Source organism: Massilia sp. BHUDP2, from assembly GCF_046236355.1.
Classification (GTDB): Bacteria; Pseudomonadota; Gammaproteobacteria; order Burkholderiales; family Burkholderiaceae_D; genus Telluria; species Telluria varians.
In genome coordinates, this window is record NZ_JBJUVW010000006.1 from 1 (window position 1) to 14,656 (window position 14,656).

Here is a 14,656-nt window from a genome sequence, read left to right on the forward strand (position 1 = left end):
TGCAGAGCCCGCTCAGTTAAGTCTGAGCGGGCTTTTTGCTTTTCTGCCTCCTTCCTATCCTTCCCGCATGTAATGACGCATTTGCCGCTCATTGGCATAAAGACGTCGTTATCGACACCTATTGCTACGCTACACTTCTTGTTCTCTTGATTACTCGGAATAACAATGAAGAAGACGCGCAGCTATCTTTTCCGCGGTATCGGCGCCGCCGCCGTGCTGCTCCTGGCCGCCTTGGGGCTCGCCCTGTCCAATGCGAGCGTCGAGTTGACCGAGCACGGCGCCCATCGGCGTCTTCTGGTGCCGATCGGAATCGGCATTGCAGGCTTCAACACCTTTGCGGGAACCGGCGACAAGGTCCACATCCCGGGCTTCCTCGACGGCCCGGTCGTGCGCAGGAAGGCGGACGGCAGCTGGACGGCCACCTGGTTCTGCGAAGACCAGGTGCAGCAACTGGCGGGTGCCGGTACGGATCTCGCCATCGACTGCGCGGGAAAACGCAGCGTATTCCCGATTGCGCGCACGCCGACCGTGGCGGACGCCGTGTTCGATACCCCATCCGACACGCTCATCCTCAGCGACATCGAGGGCAATCTTCACTTCCTCGACGCTGCGCTCACCTCCCTGGCCGTCACCGATGCGCAGGGCAACTGGAGCTATGGCGACAAGCACCTGGTGATCGCCGGCGATGCCGTCGACCGCGGCCGCGACGTGTTTGCCGTCCTGTGGCGTCTCTACGCGCTCAGCCTGCAGGCGAAGGATGCCGGCGGCGCCGTCCACCTCGTGCTCGGGAACCATGAACAGTATCTGCTGCGCGGGAATACCTCACGCGCCAACCGGGACCACCTGTATGCCTTGACGCGCATGGGCGGCCAGGTCGAGGCCTTCGGACCAGACACGCTGATCGGCCATTGGCTGCGCCTGCAGCCCGTCATCATCAAGAGCGGGCGCACCGTGATCACCCATGGCGGCGTGAATCCGCTGGTGGCCGATGCCGGCTTCACCGTCAACAAGTTGAATAGCGCGATGCGGCGTTACTGGCTCGGGGACATGCCGAGCAAGGCGGAGCTCGACGCCGTGATCGGACCGGCAGGGCTGACCCAGTACCGCGGTTACCTGGAAGACGGCGAGGACCGCTTTGCCCGTGCGACAACAGCCCAGGTCGGTGACGTGCTTGCCCACTTCGGTGCGACGTCGATCGTCGTCGGCCATACCCTGGTCGAGCGTGTGACGGCGCTGCACGAAGGCAGGGTATGGGCCATCGACGTCAACAGCAACACGGCGCGGTCCGAAGCGCTCCTGATCAGCAATGGCGACCCCATCGTGGTGCCGACCGGCGCCGCACGGCAGCTGGAGGAACAGGGCGGGCAGCGCCTGACCCGTCCCTTCAGCCTGTTCACGGCAAGCGACCTCGCCATGCTCAAGCACATGGTGATGTCGCACTACGCGCTGTCGCAGATCCCGCAGCCTTACTGAGGCTAGGCGCCCGGCGGCAGCACCGCCAGCAGCCTGTCGAGGACAGGCACCGTCGCGTCGGCGATGCGGTCGATGCTCTGTTCGCGCAGGAGCGCGGTATCGACCACCTGGCTGGAGTGCAGCCCGGCCCAGGCCAGCAGCGCGGCACCGGCTTCGGGATGATCGAACACCCCGTGCAGGTAAGTGCCCAGCACCTGGCCGTCTCCGGAACACGCTCCTTCGCTGCGGCCGTCGATCACGAAGGCCGGCCGCGCCAAGGCGGCGCCCGTGGAGACGCCCATGTGGATCTCGTACCCCCGCAGGCCGAACGGAGCTCCTCCGCCCATGCTTGCCTGCCCACTGACCTGAGCCAGCCGCTTGTCCCGCGCCAGTTCGGTGTCGACCTCGAGCAATTCCAGCCCTTCCGACACGCCCGGCTCCGCTTCCACTCCGTGCGGATCGGCGACCGAACGGCCGAGCATCTGGAAACCGCCGCAGATCCCGATGACCTTGCCGCCATAGCGCAGGTGCCGCGCCAGATGGGCAGGCCAGCCCTGCGCCCGCAGCCAGGCCAGGTCGCCGCGCGTGTTCTTGCTGCCCGGGAGGATGATGAGGTCCGCCGGCGAAATCGCCTCGCCGGCGCGCACGAAGCGCAGGTCCACGTCCGGATGCGCACGCAACGCATCGAAGTCGGTATGGTTGCTCATGCGCGGCAGGCTCGGGACCACGATGCGAAAGCTTCCCTTGCCGGACTGCGCCGGCTGCACCGCGTCTTCCGCATCGAGGTACATGCCGTGCAGGTAGGGCAGGACGCCCAGCACCGGTTTGCCGGTCTGTTCCTCCAGCCACTCCAGGCCCGGCTCGAGCAGCTTGATGTCGCCGCGGAAGCGGTTGATGACGAAGCCGACGATCCGCCTGCGCTCCGACGCCGACAGGCAGGACAGCGTGCCGACGATGTGGGCGAACACGCCGCCGCGGTCGATGTCCGCCACCAGGATGACCGGGCAGTCGACTGCCTCCGCGAATCCCATGTTGGCGATGTCGCGGTCGCGCAGGTTGATCTCGGCCGGGCTGCCCGCGCCTTCGACCACCACCGCTTCGTACTGCGACAGCAGGCGCGCATGCGATTCCAGCACCGCCGCCATGGCCACGGTCTTGTACTGGTGGTAGTCGCGCGCGTTCATTTCGGCACGCACGCGGCCATGGATGATCACCTGGGCGCCGGTGTCGCTGGAGGGCTTGAGCAGGACCGGGTTCATGTCGGTATGCGGCTCGACGCCGGCCGCGATCGCCTGCAAGGCCTGGGCGCGGCCGATCTCGCCGCCGTCGCTCGTGACCGCGCTGTTGAGCGCCATGTTCTGCGGCTTGAACGGCGCCACCCGCAGGCCGCGGCGCAGCAGGAGCCGGCACAGGGCGGCGACCACGGTGCTCTTGCCGGCATCCGAGGTCGTTCCCTGCACCATCAGGGTACGGAAGGGCAGGGCGCTCATCGGCTGCGGTGCTGGCGGGCCAGCTCGAGCTTCTCGCACAGGACGGCGGTCCCGGCGATCATGCGCGGACCGGCGCGGTTGAGCAGGTTGCCGTCGACCGTGAACAGGTTGTCCTTGCGGGTCGCCGTCAAGCTCGCATACGGCTTCCAGAGGTTGACGCCGCCGTAGTTCTTCTCGGCGGTGCCGAACACCGCTTCCGGATCGGCCTGCAGCACGCTCTCGATCGACACGATCGGCGCGGTCACGGTCAGCTTGTCGAAGATGTTCTCTCCGCCGCACAGGCGCAGCGCGTCGGTGATGATGTGCCGGCCGCTGAGCGTGTACAGCGGCTTGTCCCACACTTGATAAAAAGTCCGCACGGTCGGGCGGCCGGCATAGCGGCTGCGCAGGCTGGCGAGCTGCCGGCGCAGCTCCGCCGCGGCCGGATCGGCCACCGCCTGGGTGCCCATCAGCTGGCCGAGGCGCGCGACGTTGTCCGGAATGCCTTCCAGCTTCTGCGGGTCGCTCAGGAAGACCGGCACGCCCAGCTTGCGCACCATCTCGATCTGCCGCTCCGAATTGTTGTGCATCCAGGCCACGATCAGGTCCGGCTTCATGCTGATGACGCGTTCCATGTCGATCTCGCGGTTCGAGCCGATGCGCGGGATGCTCTTGGCGGCTTCGGGATAGTCGCTGTAGTTGACCGCGCCCACGATGCGGCTGCCTCCGCCCGCGGCGAACAGGGTTTCCGTCACGTGCGGCGCCATCGAGATCACCCGCATCGCCGGCTTGTCGAGCGTGACCGCATTGCCCGCGTCGTCATGCACCGTCACCGCGCCCGCTGCCGGCGCAAGCAGCGCCGCCGCCAGGACCATCATCTGTCTCATCCAATGCCCCATTCTTGAAGTGCCTTGTCGAGGCGCCGCCATCCCGCTTCGTCCGCCGGCAAGCCGATCCGGATGCCGCGCCCGGCCTCGCGGAACAGGCGGCACCAGATGCCACGCTCCGCCATATGCGTGTGGAAGGCCTCCGGTTGCGCCTGTGCCCACCAGTGGAACAGCGGCGTGCCTTCCGCCCTGATGCCATGCGTCGCCAAGAGGCTGCGCATGCGCCGGCCGGACGCTTGCAGCTGTGCGAAAGTCCGCCGCTGCCAGTCGAGGTCGCGCAGCGCCTGCCCGGCCACCGCCTGTGCTGGACCGCTCACGGCCCATGGCCCCAGCAGGTCGTCGAGCGCGCGCAGCGTGGCGGCGTCGGCGCCCACGAATCCCAGCCGCAGCCCGGCCAGGCCAAAGAACTTGCCGACCGAGCGCAGGACGATCAGTCCGGGCTGGCCCGCATGGGCGGCGACGCTCAGCGCCGGATCGGTGTCGCCGAAGGCCTCGTCGACCACCAGCCAGCCGCCGCGCTTTCCCAAGCGCGCGGCCCAGTCCAGCAAGCGCTCGGGCCTGATGGTCTCGCCGGTAGGGTTGTTGGGATTGACGACCACTACGACTTCGCTACCGTCGATCGCGCAGTCCAGCTCCGCATAGGAGGCAAGGCGCAACACGTGCCCCTGCTGTCGCCAGGCATGCGCGTGCTCGGCATACGAGGGGCTGGATACCGTGACCCGCGAGCGTGCGCGCAGCCGGGGAAGCGCCTGGATCGCGGCCTGGGTACCGGCGACCGGCAACAGGGCAGGCGCGCCGTAATAAGCGCAGGCCGCGGCGACCAGCGCCGGATCCGGCTCGGGCAGGCGGTGCCAGGCATCGGCAGGCAGGGCGGGCGCGGGATAGCCGTGCGGATTGATACCGGTCGACAGGTCGATCCAGTCGTCACGCCCGTACAGGCGCGCGGCCTCGCGCAGCTTGCCGCCGTGTTCAAGCATGCCGCCCCCATACCAGGATAAACAGCGCCGCCGCGCAGGCCAGGCCGAGCCAGAGCAGGGTCGTGTGCAGCACCAGGCGCCATGCGCGCACGATGTCGCTTGCGGTGGCCTTGGGACCGGCGCCGAGCGGCGGCCGCTGCTCCAGCAGTCCATCGTAGACGGCGGCGCCGCCGAGCGAGACGCCGAGCGCGCCGGCGCCGCTTGCCATCACCGGCCCGGCGTTCGGGCTGCTCCAGGCGGGCGCCTGGGTGCGCCAGCATTGCCAGGCGCGGGCGCGCCCGGCGCCCGCCAGCACGACGTAGGACAGTGCGGTCAGCCGCGCCGGCAGATAGTTCAGCGCGTCGTCGATGCGCGCGGCCGCACGGCCGAAGAGAATGAAGCGCGCGTTCCGGTAGCCCCACATCGCATCGAGCGTGTTCGCCAGCCGGAACAGGACGGCGCCGGCGCCGCCCGCCACCAGGAACCAGAACAGGGTGCCGAACACCGCATCGTTGCCGTTCTCGAGCAGCGACTCGGCGCCGGCTTTTGCCAGGTCGGCTTCGTCCGCCTGATGGGTATCGCGGCTGACGATCCAGGACGTGCGGGCGCGCGCGGTGTCCAGGTCGCCGGCACGCAGCGCGTCGACGATCGGCATCGTATGGTCGCGCAGGCTGCGCAGCCCGATGCAGGCGTACAGGAGAAGGGCGTGCAGCCACAGCCCGGCATGCGCCGCCGCCAGCCAGGCCAGCAGGCTCAAGGGCAGCACGGCCAGCAGCCAGGCCAGCAGCCCACGCAGGAAGGGGAGGGCGCCGCGGTTCAGGCGGCGCTCGATGGCTTGTGCGAGCCGGCCGAAGCCGACCAGCGGGTGCCAGCGCCGCGGCTCGCCCAGCAGCAGGTCGAGCAGGACGCCCGCCGCCAGCAGGCCGGCCAGCTGCGGCAGCGACAGCCCGCTCAGCATGCGGCGCCCTTCAGCACCAGCGGCAGTCCGGCCGCCACCAACACCGCGCGGTCGGCGTGCGCGGCCACCGCCTGGTTCAGCCAGCCCGCTTCATCGGCAAAGCAGCGCGACACCGCGCCCCAGGGCACGATGCCCATGCCGACCTCGTTCGAGACGAACACGATGTCGCCTCCGGCGCCGGCATCGAGCAAGTCCAGCAGCGCCGCGCGCTCCTGGTGAAAGCGTTCCGGCAGCGCCACCTCGCCCACCTCCGGCCACGCGCGGCCGTCGCAGAACATCAGGTTGCTCAGCCACAGCGTCAGGCAGTCGACCAGCACCAGGCGTCCCGGCCTGCAATGCTCCCTCAGTACGGCCGCCAGTCCCAGCTCTTCTTCGACCGTACGCCAATGGGCAGGACGGCGGGCGCGGTGGTGGGCAATGCGCGCCGCCATTTCGGCGTCGCCGGCGCGCGAGGTGGCCACGTAGACGACTTCCTTGCCGGATGCATGGGCCAGGCGCTCGGCATAGGCGCTCTTGCCGGAGCGTGCGCCGCCCAGCACCAGGCTAGTGCTCATGGCTTGCCCCCGCCGAGCAGCGCGGCCACCGCGGGCGGATTGGACGGGAAGTAGGCGTGGAAGTAGGAGGCGGTGAGCGAACCGATGCGATACACGGCTTCGCCCTGTGCGCCGTTGCCGGTCTTGACGGTATGCGCCTGCGCCGGCGCCGCGGTCTCCAGGCGCGAATAATGGAAGCTGTGGCCGCGCACCGGTCCCTGGTCGGTCGGCATGGCATGTGCGCCGAGGCCGGCCAGGCGCGGCTGCATGTGCACTTCGCCCGGCAGCAGCCCCACCATGGGCCAGCGCTGCCCTGCCTGGTCGGTGAGGCCGTCGGCGAGCACCATCATGCCGCCGCATTCGGCCAGGATCGGCACGCCACGTGCATGGGTCGCGCGGATCGACGATTGCCAGTTGGCGGCCTGCGCCAGCTCCGCGCAGTGCAGCTCCGGGTAGCCGCCCGGCAGGAAGACGGCGTCGGCGTCGCCGGGCACCGCTTCATCCCTAAGGGGCGAGAAGTAGCGCAGGCGGGCGCCCATCTTTTCCAGCAGGTCCAGGTTGGCGGGGTAGAGAAAGCAGAAGGCCGGGTCGCGGGCGATGGCGACGACCCGTCCGTCCAGCAGGCGCTCGACCTCCTGCCACTCGGGCGCGGACTGCGCCATGAGAGGCAGGGCGTTCCAGGCATCCTCGTTGAAGCGTAGGCCGTCCGCCAGTTTGTCGAGCAGGGCGTCCAGCCCCTCGACTTCGCCGGGCAGGACCAGGCCCAGGTGGCGTTCCGGCAGCGGCGTGTCCTGGCGCGCCAGCCAGCCCAGCAGCGGAATGTCGCGCAGCGACGAGGCCACCATGTTCGCATGGCCCTCGCTGGCGATGCGGTTGGCCACCACGCCGGCCAGTTGCACCGGACCGTAGTCGCGCAGGCCGCGCGCTACCGCGCCCGCGGTCTGGGCCATGGCCGAGGCATCGATCACCGCCAGCACCGGCACGTCGAATTCGCGCGCCAGGTCGGCCGCCGAGGGCGAACCGTCGTACAGACCCATGACGCCCTCGATCAGGATCGCATCGGCTTCGCGCGCCGCGTCGTGCAGGCGGCGCCGGCATTCCTCGACGCCGACCATCCACAAGTCGAGCGTATGGACCGGCGCGCCCGATGCGCGCTCGAGCAGCATCGGGTCGATGAAGTCCGGTCCGCATTTGAACACCCGCACGCGCAGGCCCTGGCGCAGCAGCTTGCGCGCCAGCGCGGCGGTGACGCTGGTCTTGCCCTGGCCCGACGACATGGCCGCGACCAGCACGGCGCGGGCGCCCGCATCCCGGTCCATCACCACTCCGTCCCGGCCTGGGCCGCGATGCCCGCCTTGAAGGCGTGCTTGACCACGTTCATCTCGGTGACCGTGTCGGCCACCGCCACCAGCTCCGGCGGCGCCGCGCGGCCGGTCACCACCACGTGCTGCATGACGGGACGGTCGAGCAGGTCGGCAATGACCGTGTGCACGTCCAGGTACTTGTACTTGAGCGCGATGTTCAGTTCGTCCAGCACCACCATGCCGTAGGCCGGGTCCTGCAGGAAGCGCCTGGCCTGCTCCCAGGCTTCGCCGGCCTTGGCGATGTCGCGCTCGCGGTCCTGGGTTTCCCAGGTATAGCCTTCGCCCATCGCGTGGAAGCTGACTTCGTCCGGGAAGCGGCGCAGGAATTTTTCCTCGCCGGTCGACATGGCGCCCTTGATGAACTGGACCACGCCGACCTTCATGCCGTGGCCGAGCGCGCGCGTCACCATGCCGAAGGCGCTCGAGCTCTTGCCCTTGCCGTTGCCGGTATTGACGATGACGATGCCGATTTCCTTGTCCGCCGCGGCGATTTTGGCGTCGATGACGGCCTTCTTGCGTTCCATGCGCTGGCGGTGGCGCTCGTTCAATGCAGCAGTCTCTTCTTGGGTCATCTCGTTCATACGCTAGCCTCATGGGGGAGAAATATGCGGCGGCCCCCGTGTTCGATCATCTCGATCGGGTGGCCGAGGTAGTCGCCCAGCAGCGCCGGCCGCATGGTGTCGTCGACCGGGCCGGCCTGCCAGCGGCCGTCGCCCATCAACAGCAGCGCGTGGGTGGAAATGCGGTAGGCGAGGTTCAGGTCGTGGCCGATCATGACCACGGTCTTGCCCTGCTCGCGGCACAGGCCGGCCAGCAGGGCCATGCTGCTGACCTGGTGCGCCAGGTCGAGCGCGTTGGCCGGCTCGTCGAGCAGCAGGAGTTGGGTGTCCTGCGCCAGCAGCGCGGCGATGGCGACCCGCTGGCGCTCGCCGCCGGACAGGGTGCGCACGTCGCGGGCGGCCAGGTCCGCCACTTCCATCGCCTCCAGGGCGTTCATGGCGGCCTGGTGGTCGTCGCTGCCTTCCCAGTAGCGCTCGGCGTGGTAGGGGTGGCGCGCCGACAGCACGGTTTCGATCACGCTGTACGAAAACGCATCGTGGCGCGACTGCGCCAGGAAGGCGCGTTCGCGCGCCAGTTCTTCCGGCGCCCAGGCCTCGAGCGCGCGGCCGCCGACGAATACCGCGCCGGCATCCGGATGGTGCAGGCCGGCCAGGGTGCGCAGCAGGGTGCTCTTGCCGGCGCCATTGCGGCCGATGATGCTCCAGCATTCGCCGGGGCGGGCGGCCCAGTCGAGCTGCCGCACCAGCAGGCGGCTGCCGGCCTTGAGGTCGAGGTGTTCGGTCCGGATCATCTCACCTCCGCAAACGGTGCAGTTGGTAGAGGAACACCGGCGCGCCGATGATCGCGGTGATCGCGCCGACCGGCAGCTGCTGCGGCGCGATGACGGTGCGCGCCAGCGTGTCGCACAGCACCAGGAAGCTGCCGCCGGCCAGCACCGCCGCCGGAATCAAGACCCGGTGGTCGGGACCGAAGGCGAAGCGGCAGGCGTGCGGGACGATCAGGCCGACGAAGCCGACCGAGCCGGCGCTGGTGACGGCGCTGGCGGTCAATACGCCGGAAACGAAGAACAGGCCCTTGCGCAGGCTGCCGACGCGGATGCCGAGCGTGGCCGCGGCCTCCGCATGCAGCGCGACCACGTTCATGGCGCGTGCGCTGCGCAGGGCGTACAGCAGGGCGGCGCCGAGCACCACCCACGGCGCCAGGCGCAGCGGCGCACCGGCCAGGTCGCCGATCATCCAGAAGATCATGCTGCGCAGCCGGCCTTCCGGGGCGATCGACAGCATCAGGGTCACCAGGGCCATGCAGGCCGAGGAGAGGATCACGCCGGTGAGCAGCAGCATCGAGGTGCCCGCTTCCAGCGCCAGGCCGCTACGCAGGTCGCGCCGGGCCAGCAGGTAGAGCAGCATCGACACCCCCACCGCGCCGGCCAGCGCCGCCATGTCGACCACGATGGCGCCGGCCATCAGGAGCAGGGCCAGCAGGGCGCCCACCGAGGCGCCCGCCGAAATGCCGAGCACATAGGGGTCGGCCAGCGGGTTGCGCAGCAGGGCCTGCATCATCACCCCGGCCAGGGCCAGCGCGCCGCCGGTCACGAAGGCCGTCAGCGCACGGCCGGCACGCAGCTCGAGCAGCGAGGCGGCCAGCGAGCTTTCGCCTTGCATCAGCTGGCGCAGGGCGTCCGGCATCTCGGCCAGCGGCACGGCGATCGAGCCCGTCATGCCGGAGAACAGCAGGCTGGCGATGGCGCACAGCAGCAGGGCGCCGATGACGAGCATGGCGCGTTGACGCTGGGCTTGAGCGGGGTGATGCATGGTTCTCCTTCTTGGTGGCGTCCTGGTCAGCGGATGCCGTAGCGCAGGCCGGCGAACCAGGTGCGGCCGCTGGTGCCGTAGTAGCGCGCCAGCTCGTACTGCTTGTCGGCGACGTTGTCGAGGCGGACCAGCAGCGATACGTCCGGCGCCACTTGCCAGGTAGTGTACAGGTTGAGCAGGCCGTAACCACCCAGGCGATTGCGGTTGGCGGCATCGTCGAAGCGCTCGCCGGAGAGCTGCAGCTCGGCGCCGGCCTTGAGCACGCCCCAGCTGCTGTCGGCGCTGAAGCTGGCATGCTTTTTCGAGCGGCGCGCCAGCTGCTTGCCGGTGGTGAGGTCCTTCGGATCCTGCCAGTCCAGGCTGCCGCGCAGGTTGATGCCGCTGACGCGCGTCCGCGCCGCCACCGTGACGCCTTCGAGCTGGGCCCGGTTGACGTTGTAGGCGCAGCTGCCGGCCCGGCCCGGGCAGGGCGTGGCGGAGACAATCATGTCGGTCAGGCGGTTGCGGAACCAGGTGGCGTCGAACTGCACGTCGCCGGCGTCGTAGCGCAAGCCGGCTTCGCGGTTGCGGCCCTGTTCCGGACGGTTGGTCGGCAGGCCGTAGTTCGGGTAGTACAGCTCGTTGAAGGTCGGCGCGCGGAAGCTGGTGCCGACGCTGGCGGTGGCGCGCAGGCCAGAGCCGAAGTCGTAGCCATAGCCGGCGGCGCCGGTGTTCTTGCTGCCATACACCGACGAACGGTCATGGCGGGCGCTGACATCGAACAGGTGGGCGCCACGCTTGGCCGAATAAACGGCCGCATACGCGTTGGTGCTGCGCGAGCGCGAGAGGGCCGCGGTGGAGCTCGATTCCACTTCCTCCTTGCGGTGGCTGTAGAGCAGCTGCAGGGTGTCGGGGCCGAGCGCGATGCTGTTCTGCCAGGTCAGCTCGTCCTGCCGGGTGTCGATCTGGCTGGCGCCGGATGGGGCGCTGCTGGTGAAGCTGCCCAGTTTGTCGTCCGAGCGCGCGTACTGCAGGGTGCTGCGCCAGGCGGTGCTGAACTGGCCGGTGGCATAGACCGCCGCCGTGTTCAGGTCCTGCTCGTTGTGGACGTCGTAGGCGGCGCTGCCGCTGTCGTACTGCGCGCGCAGGTCGCTGTGCAGGAATTGGGCGCCGACTTCGAATTTCGGGGCCAGCGCGTAGGAAAGCTGGCCGTTGGCGTTGCGGCGGCGGTAGCCGTCTTTGTCCGGGTTGAAGCCGAAGGCGCCCGGGCGCGTGGCCGAGAAGCCGTCCGACTCTTCATGGCCGGCGCCGATGGCGTAGCGCAGGCCATTGGCCGCGCCGTGCACGCTGGCGTCGATCTGGCGCGTCGCATTGCTGCCGGCGCCGACCGAGCCGCTGACGACCGGGCCGCCCTCGCCCTTGCGGGTGAAGATCTGGATCACGCCGCCGATGGCGTCCGCGCCGTACAGGGTGCTGAGCGGGCCGTAGACGATTTCGATGCGTTCGATGGCGCCGAGCGGCACCGCATTCCAGGCGGCGACGCCGCTGGTGGACGACCCGATGCGTACGCCGTCCAGCAGGACCACGCCCCCGTTGCTGTTGGCGCCGCGCAGGAATACGCTGGTCGAGGCGCCGGCGCTGCCGTTGCGGGTGATCTCGATGCCGCGCTGGCGCTGCAGCACGTCGGCCACCGAGCCTGCGCCGGAACGGGCGATCTCGTCGGCGTGGATCACCGTGGTGTCGGCGATCACGTCGACCGCGCGCTGCGGCATGCGGTTGGCGGTGACGAGGACCGAATCAAGGGTTTGGGCGACTGCGGGCGCAGCAAGGGCGAATGCGAGCGACAGCGCGGCCGCAAGCCGTGTTACAGGAAAGTTCATGAATAGCTCAATCAAAAGACAACCAGCCGACGTCCCCGTAGGCCAGATTGATCAGAAGCGCGCCAATGGCACGCTTCCACCTTTTGGCCGGTATCCGGGCTGGCAAGTGTGGCCGTCCGACCTTCCCATGCGTTCGCACAGTGGTCATGGAAGACGGTTTGCCGCGTGGCCCGAACATCGAGCGCGGCACTTGCTTACCGTTGCGGGGGCAGCACACGTTGGCCTTGTTGAAGGGCTTCGTGTTTCCCGTTTAACTGCGGTCGTGGACACGACCGCGAGCACCAAAACGCCGCCATTATACGCAGGGTCGCGCGGCGTTGTCAGTCTTTCAGCACGACGACTTCACCGTAGCCGATGCGGTGGGCGCTGGCGGCGGCGCGTAACGCGGCCTGTTCGATGCTGCCCCCTGGGTGCAGGGCGGACAACAGGCGGATCGTGCCGGCGTGGCAGATGACGAGCGCCGCAGGATGCCGCAGCTGCTGGCGGAATGCGGCGACGCGGCGGGCCACCTCGAGCACGTTCTCGCCGCCGCCGGGGCGGTAGTGCAGCAGGTCGGCGGCCCAGGCGTCGACCTCGGCGCGCGGGATGGTGTCCCACGCGCGCATCTCCCAGGCGCCGAAATCCATCTCGCCCAGGCGGGCATCGAGCGTGACCGGGACCTCGAGCGCCGCGGCGAGGGTCGCGCAACGTGCGAGCGGGCTGGCGTAGACGGGGAGTCGCCCGGGCAAGCCGGCCGCGCGCAGCGTGGTGGCGACCTGCATGATCGCTTCGATAGATGTCGAAACGTCGGCGCTGCCGTAGCAGAGGCCGGGCGCGACCTCCGGCTGGGGATGGCGCACCAGGATCAGCCGCATCCTTATGCGAGGGCGCCGTGGCCGAGTGTGGCCAGCACGGCAAGATAGATGAGGACTTCGGCCAGCTGCTGCACGGCGCCGAGGCAGTCGCCGGTATACCCGCCGATGCGGCGCGCGAACTTGCGGGCCAGCCACCAGGTCACAGCAACACCCGCGACGAGCGCGGCAAGCAGGGCGCGCAGGTCGAGCGCGCCGCTCGCCAGCAGGATGGCGGCGGCGATGGCGACCGTGGCGGATGCGATCGTGAATTCGCTTGTCGTCATGCGTTCGGCCAGCGGCTTGGTCTTGCCTTCGGCGCGCGCATACTCCATGCGCCAGATGAGGGAGGTGGCCGCGAGGCGCGACAGCGGATGGGCGAGCAGCAGGGCGCCGATGGCGCTGGCTGGCGGCAGCATTGCCAGGGTGCTGCACTTCGCGCCGAGCATGCACACCACGCCGATGGCGCCGTAGGCGCCGACCCGCGAGTCCTTCATGATCTCGAGCACGCGTTCGCGCGTCATCCCGCCGCCGAGGCCATCGCAGGTATCGGCAAAGCCGTCCTCGTGGAAGGCGCCGGTGGCATAGATGGTCGCTGCGGTCGAGAGCACTGCCGCGACCGGAGCGGGAAACACCAGTGCGGCGGCGGCGTACACGCCGGCGGCGATCGTACCGACCACGATGCCGACCAGCGGGAAGTAGCGCGACGCATGGTGCAGCCACTCCTGCTCGAAGCCGACCCAGCGCGGGATCGGCAGGCGCGTGAAGAACTGGACCGCGATGAAGAACAGGCGCAGCTGCTGCATGGTCTTTACTTTGCGCCGGTGCTGACCTGGGCGGAGGCGAAGGTCGCCATCTCGTTCAGGAAGTTGGCGGCCGCATGCAGCAGGGGCAGGGCGAGTGCGCTGCCGGTGCCTTCGCCCAGGCGCAGGCCGAGCTGCAGCAGGGGCTGGGCGCCGAGGGCGTCGAGCATCAGGCGGTGGCCGTTTTCGCTCGATGCGTGGGCAAACACGCAGTAGTCGAGGATCGCCGGCTGCAGGCGAGCGGCCACCAGCAAGGCACTGGTGACGATGAAACCGTCGATCAGCAGGACCTTGCGCAGCTCGGCGGCCTTGAGCATCGCGCCCGTCATCATGGCGATCTCGAAGCCGCCGAAGGTGGCCAGCACGGCGAGCGGGTCGTCTGCCCCGCCATGCTTTTGTATGGCAGCGGCGATGACTTGCTGCTTGCGCCGGATGCCGTCCGACGACAGGCCCGTGCCGGCGCCCACGCATTGCTCCAGTGGCAGCCCGGTCAGCTTGTGCATGATGGCCGCGGCGGCGGTCGTATTACCGATGCCCATCTCGCCGAAGCCGACCACGGTGCCGGGCAGGTCGCGCGCCAATGCCATGCCATGCTCCAGCGCGTCCTCGAGCTGCCGGCGCGACATCGCCGGCTCGGCGGCGAAGTTGCGCGTGCCCTTGGCGATTTTGCGGTCGAGCAGGCCGGGACGCACGCCGAAGTCGTGGTTCACGCCCGCATCGACCACATGCAGCGCACAGCCATTCTGGCGCGCGAATACATTGATGGCGGCGCCGTCGGCCAGGAAGTTCTCGACCATCTGCCAGGTCACGTCCTGCGGATAGGCCGATACGCCTTCCGCCACGACACCATGGTCGCCCGCACATACCAGGATGGCGGGATCCGTGATCCGGATGCGCGTCGTGCCCTGGATCAGGCCGAGCTGGGCGGCCAGCGTTTCGAGGCGTCCCAGGCTGCCGAGCGGTTTGGTTTTGTTATTGATGGCATCGAGCAGTGCCTGCGACAGGACGGCATCGGCAGTCGGCGTAATATGGGGAAGGTGCATTGCCGGGGAGATAAGGTGGAAAAAACGCGACGATAACATAGTCGCAGGCGTTGTCAGTCCCGCCGCGCTTTGCTATAGTCTCGTTTCTTCGACGCACATCGCAGCTTTCAAGGCAGCGACAGCGAAAGAG

General features: G+C 69.0%; 14 protein-coding genes and 1 riboswitch. Of the genes, 1 reads left to right on the forward strand and 13 read right to left on the reverse strand.

Going from position 1 to position 14,656, the window contains the following annotated elements; all coding sequences use genetic code 11:
- The first annotated feature begins 165 nt into the window (after positions 1 to 165).
- A complete protein-coding gene (locus tag ACK6C6_RS24360; protein WP_409269758.1) occupies positions 166 to 1,473 on the forward strand; it encodes a metallophosphoesterase in 1,308 nt (435 codons plus the stop codon).
- A gap of 2 nt (positions 1,474 to 1,475) precedes the next feature.
- On the opposite strand, the gene ACK6C6_RS24365 is transcribed toward ACK6C6_RS24360, so the two are convergent.
- The 13 genes from ACK6C6_RS24365 to cobT form a co-directional block, all read right to left on the reverse strand.
- Positions 1,476 to 2,942, reverse strand: a complete 1,467-nt coding sequence (locus ACK6C6_RS24365) for a cobyric acid synthase (protein ID WP_409269759.1) — start codon at positions 2,940 to 2,942, stop codon at positions 1,476 to 1,478.
- The gene (locus ACK6C6_RS24370; protein WP_409269760.1) at positions 2,939 to 3,808 is read right to left on the reverse strand and encodes a cobalamin-binding protein; all 870 of its coding nucleotides are present in this window, start codon (positions 3,806 to 3,808) and stop codon (positions 2,939 to 2,941) included. The genes ACK6C6_RS24365 and ACK6C6_RS24370 overlap by 4 nt, the downstream gene beginning before the upstream one ends.
- Complete coding sequence (gene cobD / locus ACK6C6_RS24375) at positions 3,805 to 4,785, reverse strand: threonine-phosphate decarboxylase CobD (RefSeq protein ID WP_409269762.1); 981 nt, start codon at positions 4,783 to 4,785, stop codon at positions 3,805 to 3,807. Before cobD ends, ACK6C6_RS24370 begins: the two co-directional genes overlap by 4 nt.
- Complete coding sequence (gene cbiB, locus ACK6C6_RS24380) at positions 4,778 to 5,722, reverse strand: adenosylcobinamide-phosphate synthase CbiB (RefSeq protein ID WP_409269763.1); 945 nt, start codon at positions 5,720 to 5,722, stop codon at positions 4,778 to 4,780. The genes cobD and cbiB overlap by 8 nt, the downstream gene beginning before the upstream one ends.
- On the reverse strand, positions 5,716 to 6,276 hold the full coding sequence (gene cobU, locus ACK6C6_RS24385) for a bifunctional adenosylcobinamide kinase/adenosylcobinamide-phosphate guanylyltransferase (RefSeq protein ID WP_409269765.1): 561 nt from the start codon (positions 6,274 to 6,276) through the stop codon (positions 5,716 to 5,718). Before cobU ends, cbiB begins: the two co-directional genes overlap by 7 nt.
- Positions 6,273 to 7,574, reverse strand: a complete 1,302-nt coding sequence (locus ACK6C6_RS24390) for a cobyrinate a,c-diamide synthase (RefSeq protein WP_409269766.1) — start codon at positions 7,572 to 7,574, stop codon at positions 6,273 to 6,275. Before ACK6C6_RS24390 ends, cobU begins: the two co-directional genes overlap by 4 nt.
- Positions 7,574 to 8,200 (reverse strand): cob(I)yrinic acid a,c-diamide adenosyltransferase, encoded by a 627-nt coding sequence (cobO, locus tag ACK6C6_RS24395; protein WP_027867996.1) that lies wholly within the window; start codon positions 8,198 to 8,200, stop codon positions 7,574 to 7,576. Before cobO ends, ACK6C6_RS24390 begins: the two co-directional genes overlap by 1 nt.
- Positions 8,197 to 8,970 carry an ABC transporter ATP-binding protein gene (locus tag ACK6C6_RS24400; protein ID WP_409269767.1) on the reverse strand — a complete coding sequence of 258 codons (774 nt, stop codon included), beginning with the start codon at positions 8,968 to 8,970 and terminating at the stop codon, positions 8,197 to 8,199. The genes cobO and ACK6C6_RS24400 overlap by 4 nt, the downstream gene beginning before the upstream one ends.
- Position 8,971: 1 nt before the next feature.
- A complete protein-coding gene (locus ACK6C6_RS24405) occupies positions 8,972 to 9,991 on the reverse strand; it encodes a FecCD family ABC transporter permease (protein ID WP_409269768.1) in 1,020 nt (339 codons plus the stop codon).
- A gap of 26 nt (positions 9,992 to 10,017) precedes the next feature.
- The gene (locus ACK6C6_RS24410; RefSeq protein WP_409269769.1) at positions 10,018 to 11,850 is read right to left on the reverse strand and encodes a TonB-dependent receptor domain-containing protein; all 1,833 of its coding nucleotides are present in this window, start codon (positions 11,848 to 11,850) and stop codon (positions 10,018 to 10,020) included.
- Between the two features lie 67 nt (positions 11,851 to 11,917).
- A riboswitch (cobalamin riboswitch) is annotated at positions 11,918 to 12,151 on the reverse strand.
- Positions 12,152 to 12,170: 19 nt separating this feature from the next.
- Positions 12,171 to 12,704, reverse strand: coding sequence for a histidine phosphatase family protein (locus tag ACK6C6_RS24415; protein ID WP_409269770.1), 534 nt, complete (start codon positions 12,702 to 12,704; stop codon positions 12,171 to 12,173).
- A 2-nt stretch (positions 12,705 to 12,706) separates the two neighbouring features.
- Positions 12,707 to 13,486 (reverse strand): adenosylcobinamide-GDP ribazoletransferase, encoded by a 780-nt coding sequence (locus tag ACK6C6_RS24420; RefSeq protein WP_409269772.1) that lies wholly within the window; start codon positions 13,484 to 13,486, stop codon positions 12,707 to 12,709.
- Positions 13,487 to 13,491: 5 nt separating this feature from the next.
- Positions 13,492 to 14,526 carry a nicotinate-nucleotide--dimethylbenzimidazole phosphoribosyltransferase gene (gene cobT / locus ACK6C6_RS24425; RefSeq protein ID WP_409269774.1) on the reverse strand — a complete coding sequence of 345 codons (1,035 nt, stop codon included), beginning with the start codon at positions 14,524 to 14,526 and terminating at the stop codon, positions 13,492 to 13,494.
- Positions 14,527 to 14,656 lie beyond the last annotated feature (130 nt).

What these genes read in the sequence shown, in the direction of transcription:
- ACK6C6_RS24360 (WP_409269758.1), top strand. Translation starts at nt 166, where the DNA reads ATGAAGAAGACGCGCAGCTATCTTTTCCGCGGTATCGGCGCCGCCGCC.
- ACK6C6_RS24365 (WP_409269759.1), bottom strand. Translation starts at nt 2,942, where the DNA reads ATGAGCGCCCTGCCCTTCCGTACCCTGATGGTGCAGGGAACGACCTCG.
- ACK6C6_RS24370 (WP_409269760.1), bottom strand. Translation starts at nt 3,808, where the DNA reads ATGAGACAGATGATGGTCCTGGCGGCGGCGCTGCTTGCGCCGGCAGCG.
- cobD (WP_409269762.1), bottom strand. Translation starts at nt 4,785, where the DNA reads ATGCTTGAACACGGCGGCAAGCTGCGCGAGGCCGCGCGCCTGTACGGG.
- cbiB (WP_409269763.1), bottom strand. Translation starts at nt 5,722, where the DNA reads ATGCTGAGCGGGCTGTCGCTGCCGCAGCTGGCCGGCCTGCTGGCGGCG.
- cobU (WP_409269765.1), bottom strand. Translation starts at nt 6,276, where the DNA reads ATGAGCACTAGCCTGGTGCTGGGCGGCGCACGCTCCGGCAAGAGCGCC.
- ACK6C6_RS24390 (WP_409269766.1), bottom strand. Translation starts at nt 7,574, where the DNA reads ATGGACCGGGATGCGGGCGCCCGCGCCGTGCTGGTCGCGGCCATGTCG.
- cobO (WP_027867996.1), bottom strand. Translation starts at nt 8,200, where the DNA reads ATGAACGAGATGACCCAAGAAGAGACTGCTGCATTGAACGAGCGCCAC.
- ACK6C6_RS24400 (WP_409269767.1), bottom strand. Translation starts at nt 8,970, where the DNA reads ATGATCCGGACCGAACACCTCGACCTCAAGGCCGGCAGCCGCCTGCTG.
- ACK6C6_RS24405 (WP_409269768.1), bottom strand. Translation starts at nt 9,991, where the DNA reads ATGCATCACCCCGCTCAAGCCCAGCGTCAACGCGCCATGCTCGTCATC.
- ACK6C6_RS24410 (WP_409269769.1), bottom strand. Translation starts at nt 11,850, where the DNA reads ATGAACTTTCCTGTAACACGGCTTGCGGCCGCGCTGTCGCTCGCATTC.
- ACK6C6_RS24415 (WP_409269770.1), bottom strand. Translation starts at nt 12,704, where the DNA reads ATGCGGCTGATCCTGGTGCGCCATCCCCAGCCGGAGGTCGCGCCCGGC.
- ACK6C6_RS24420 (WP_409269772.1), bottom strand. Translation starts at nt 13,486, where the DNA reads ATGCAGCAGCTGCGCCTGTTCTTCATCGCGGTCCAGTTCTTCACGCGC.
- cobT (WP_409269774.1), bottom strand. Translation starts at nt 14,526, where the DNA reads ATGCACCTTCCCCATATTACGCCGACTGCCGATGCCGTCCTGTCGCAG.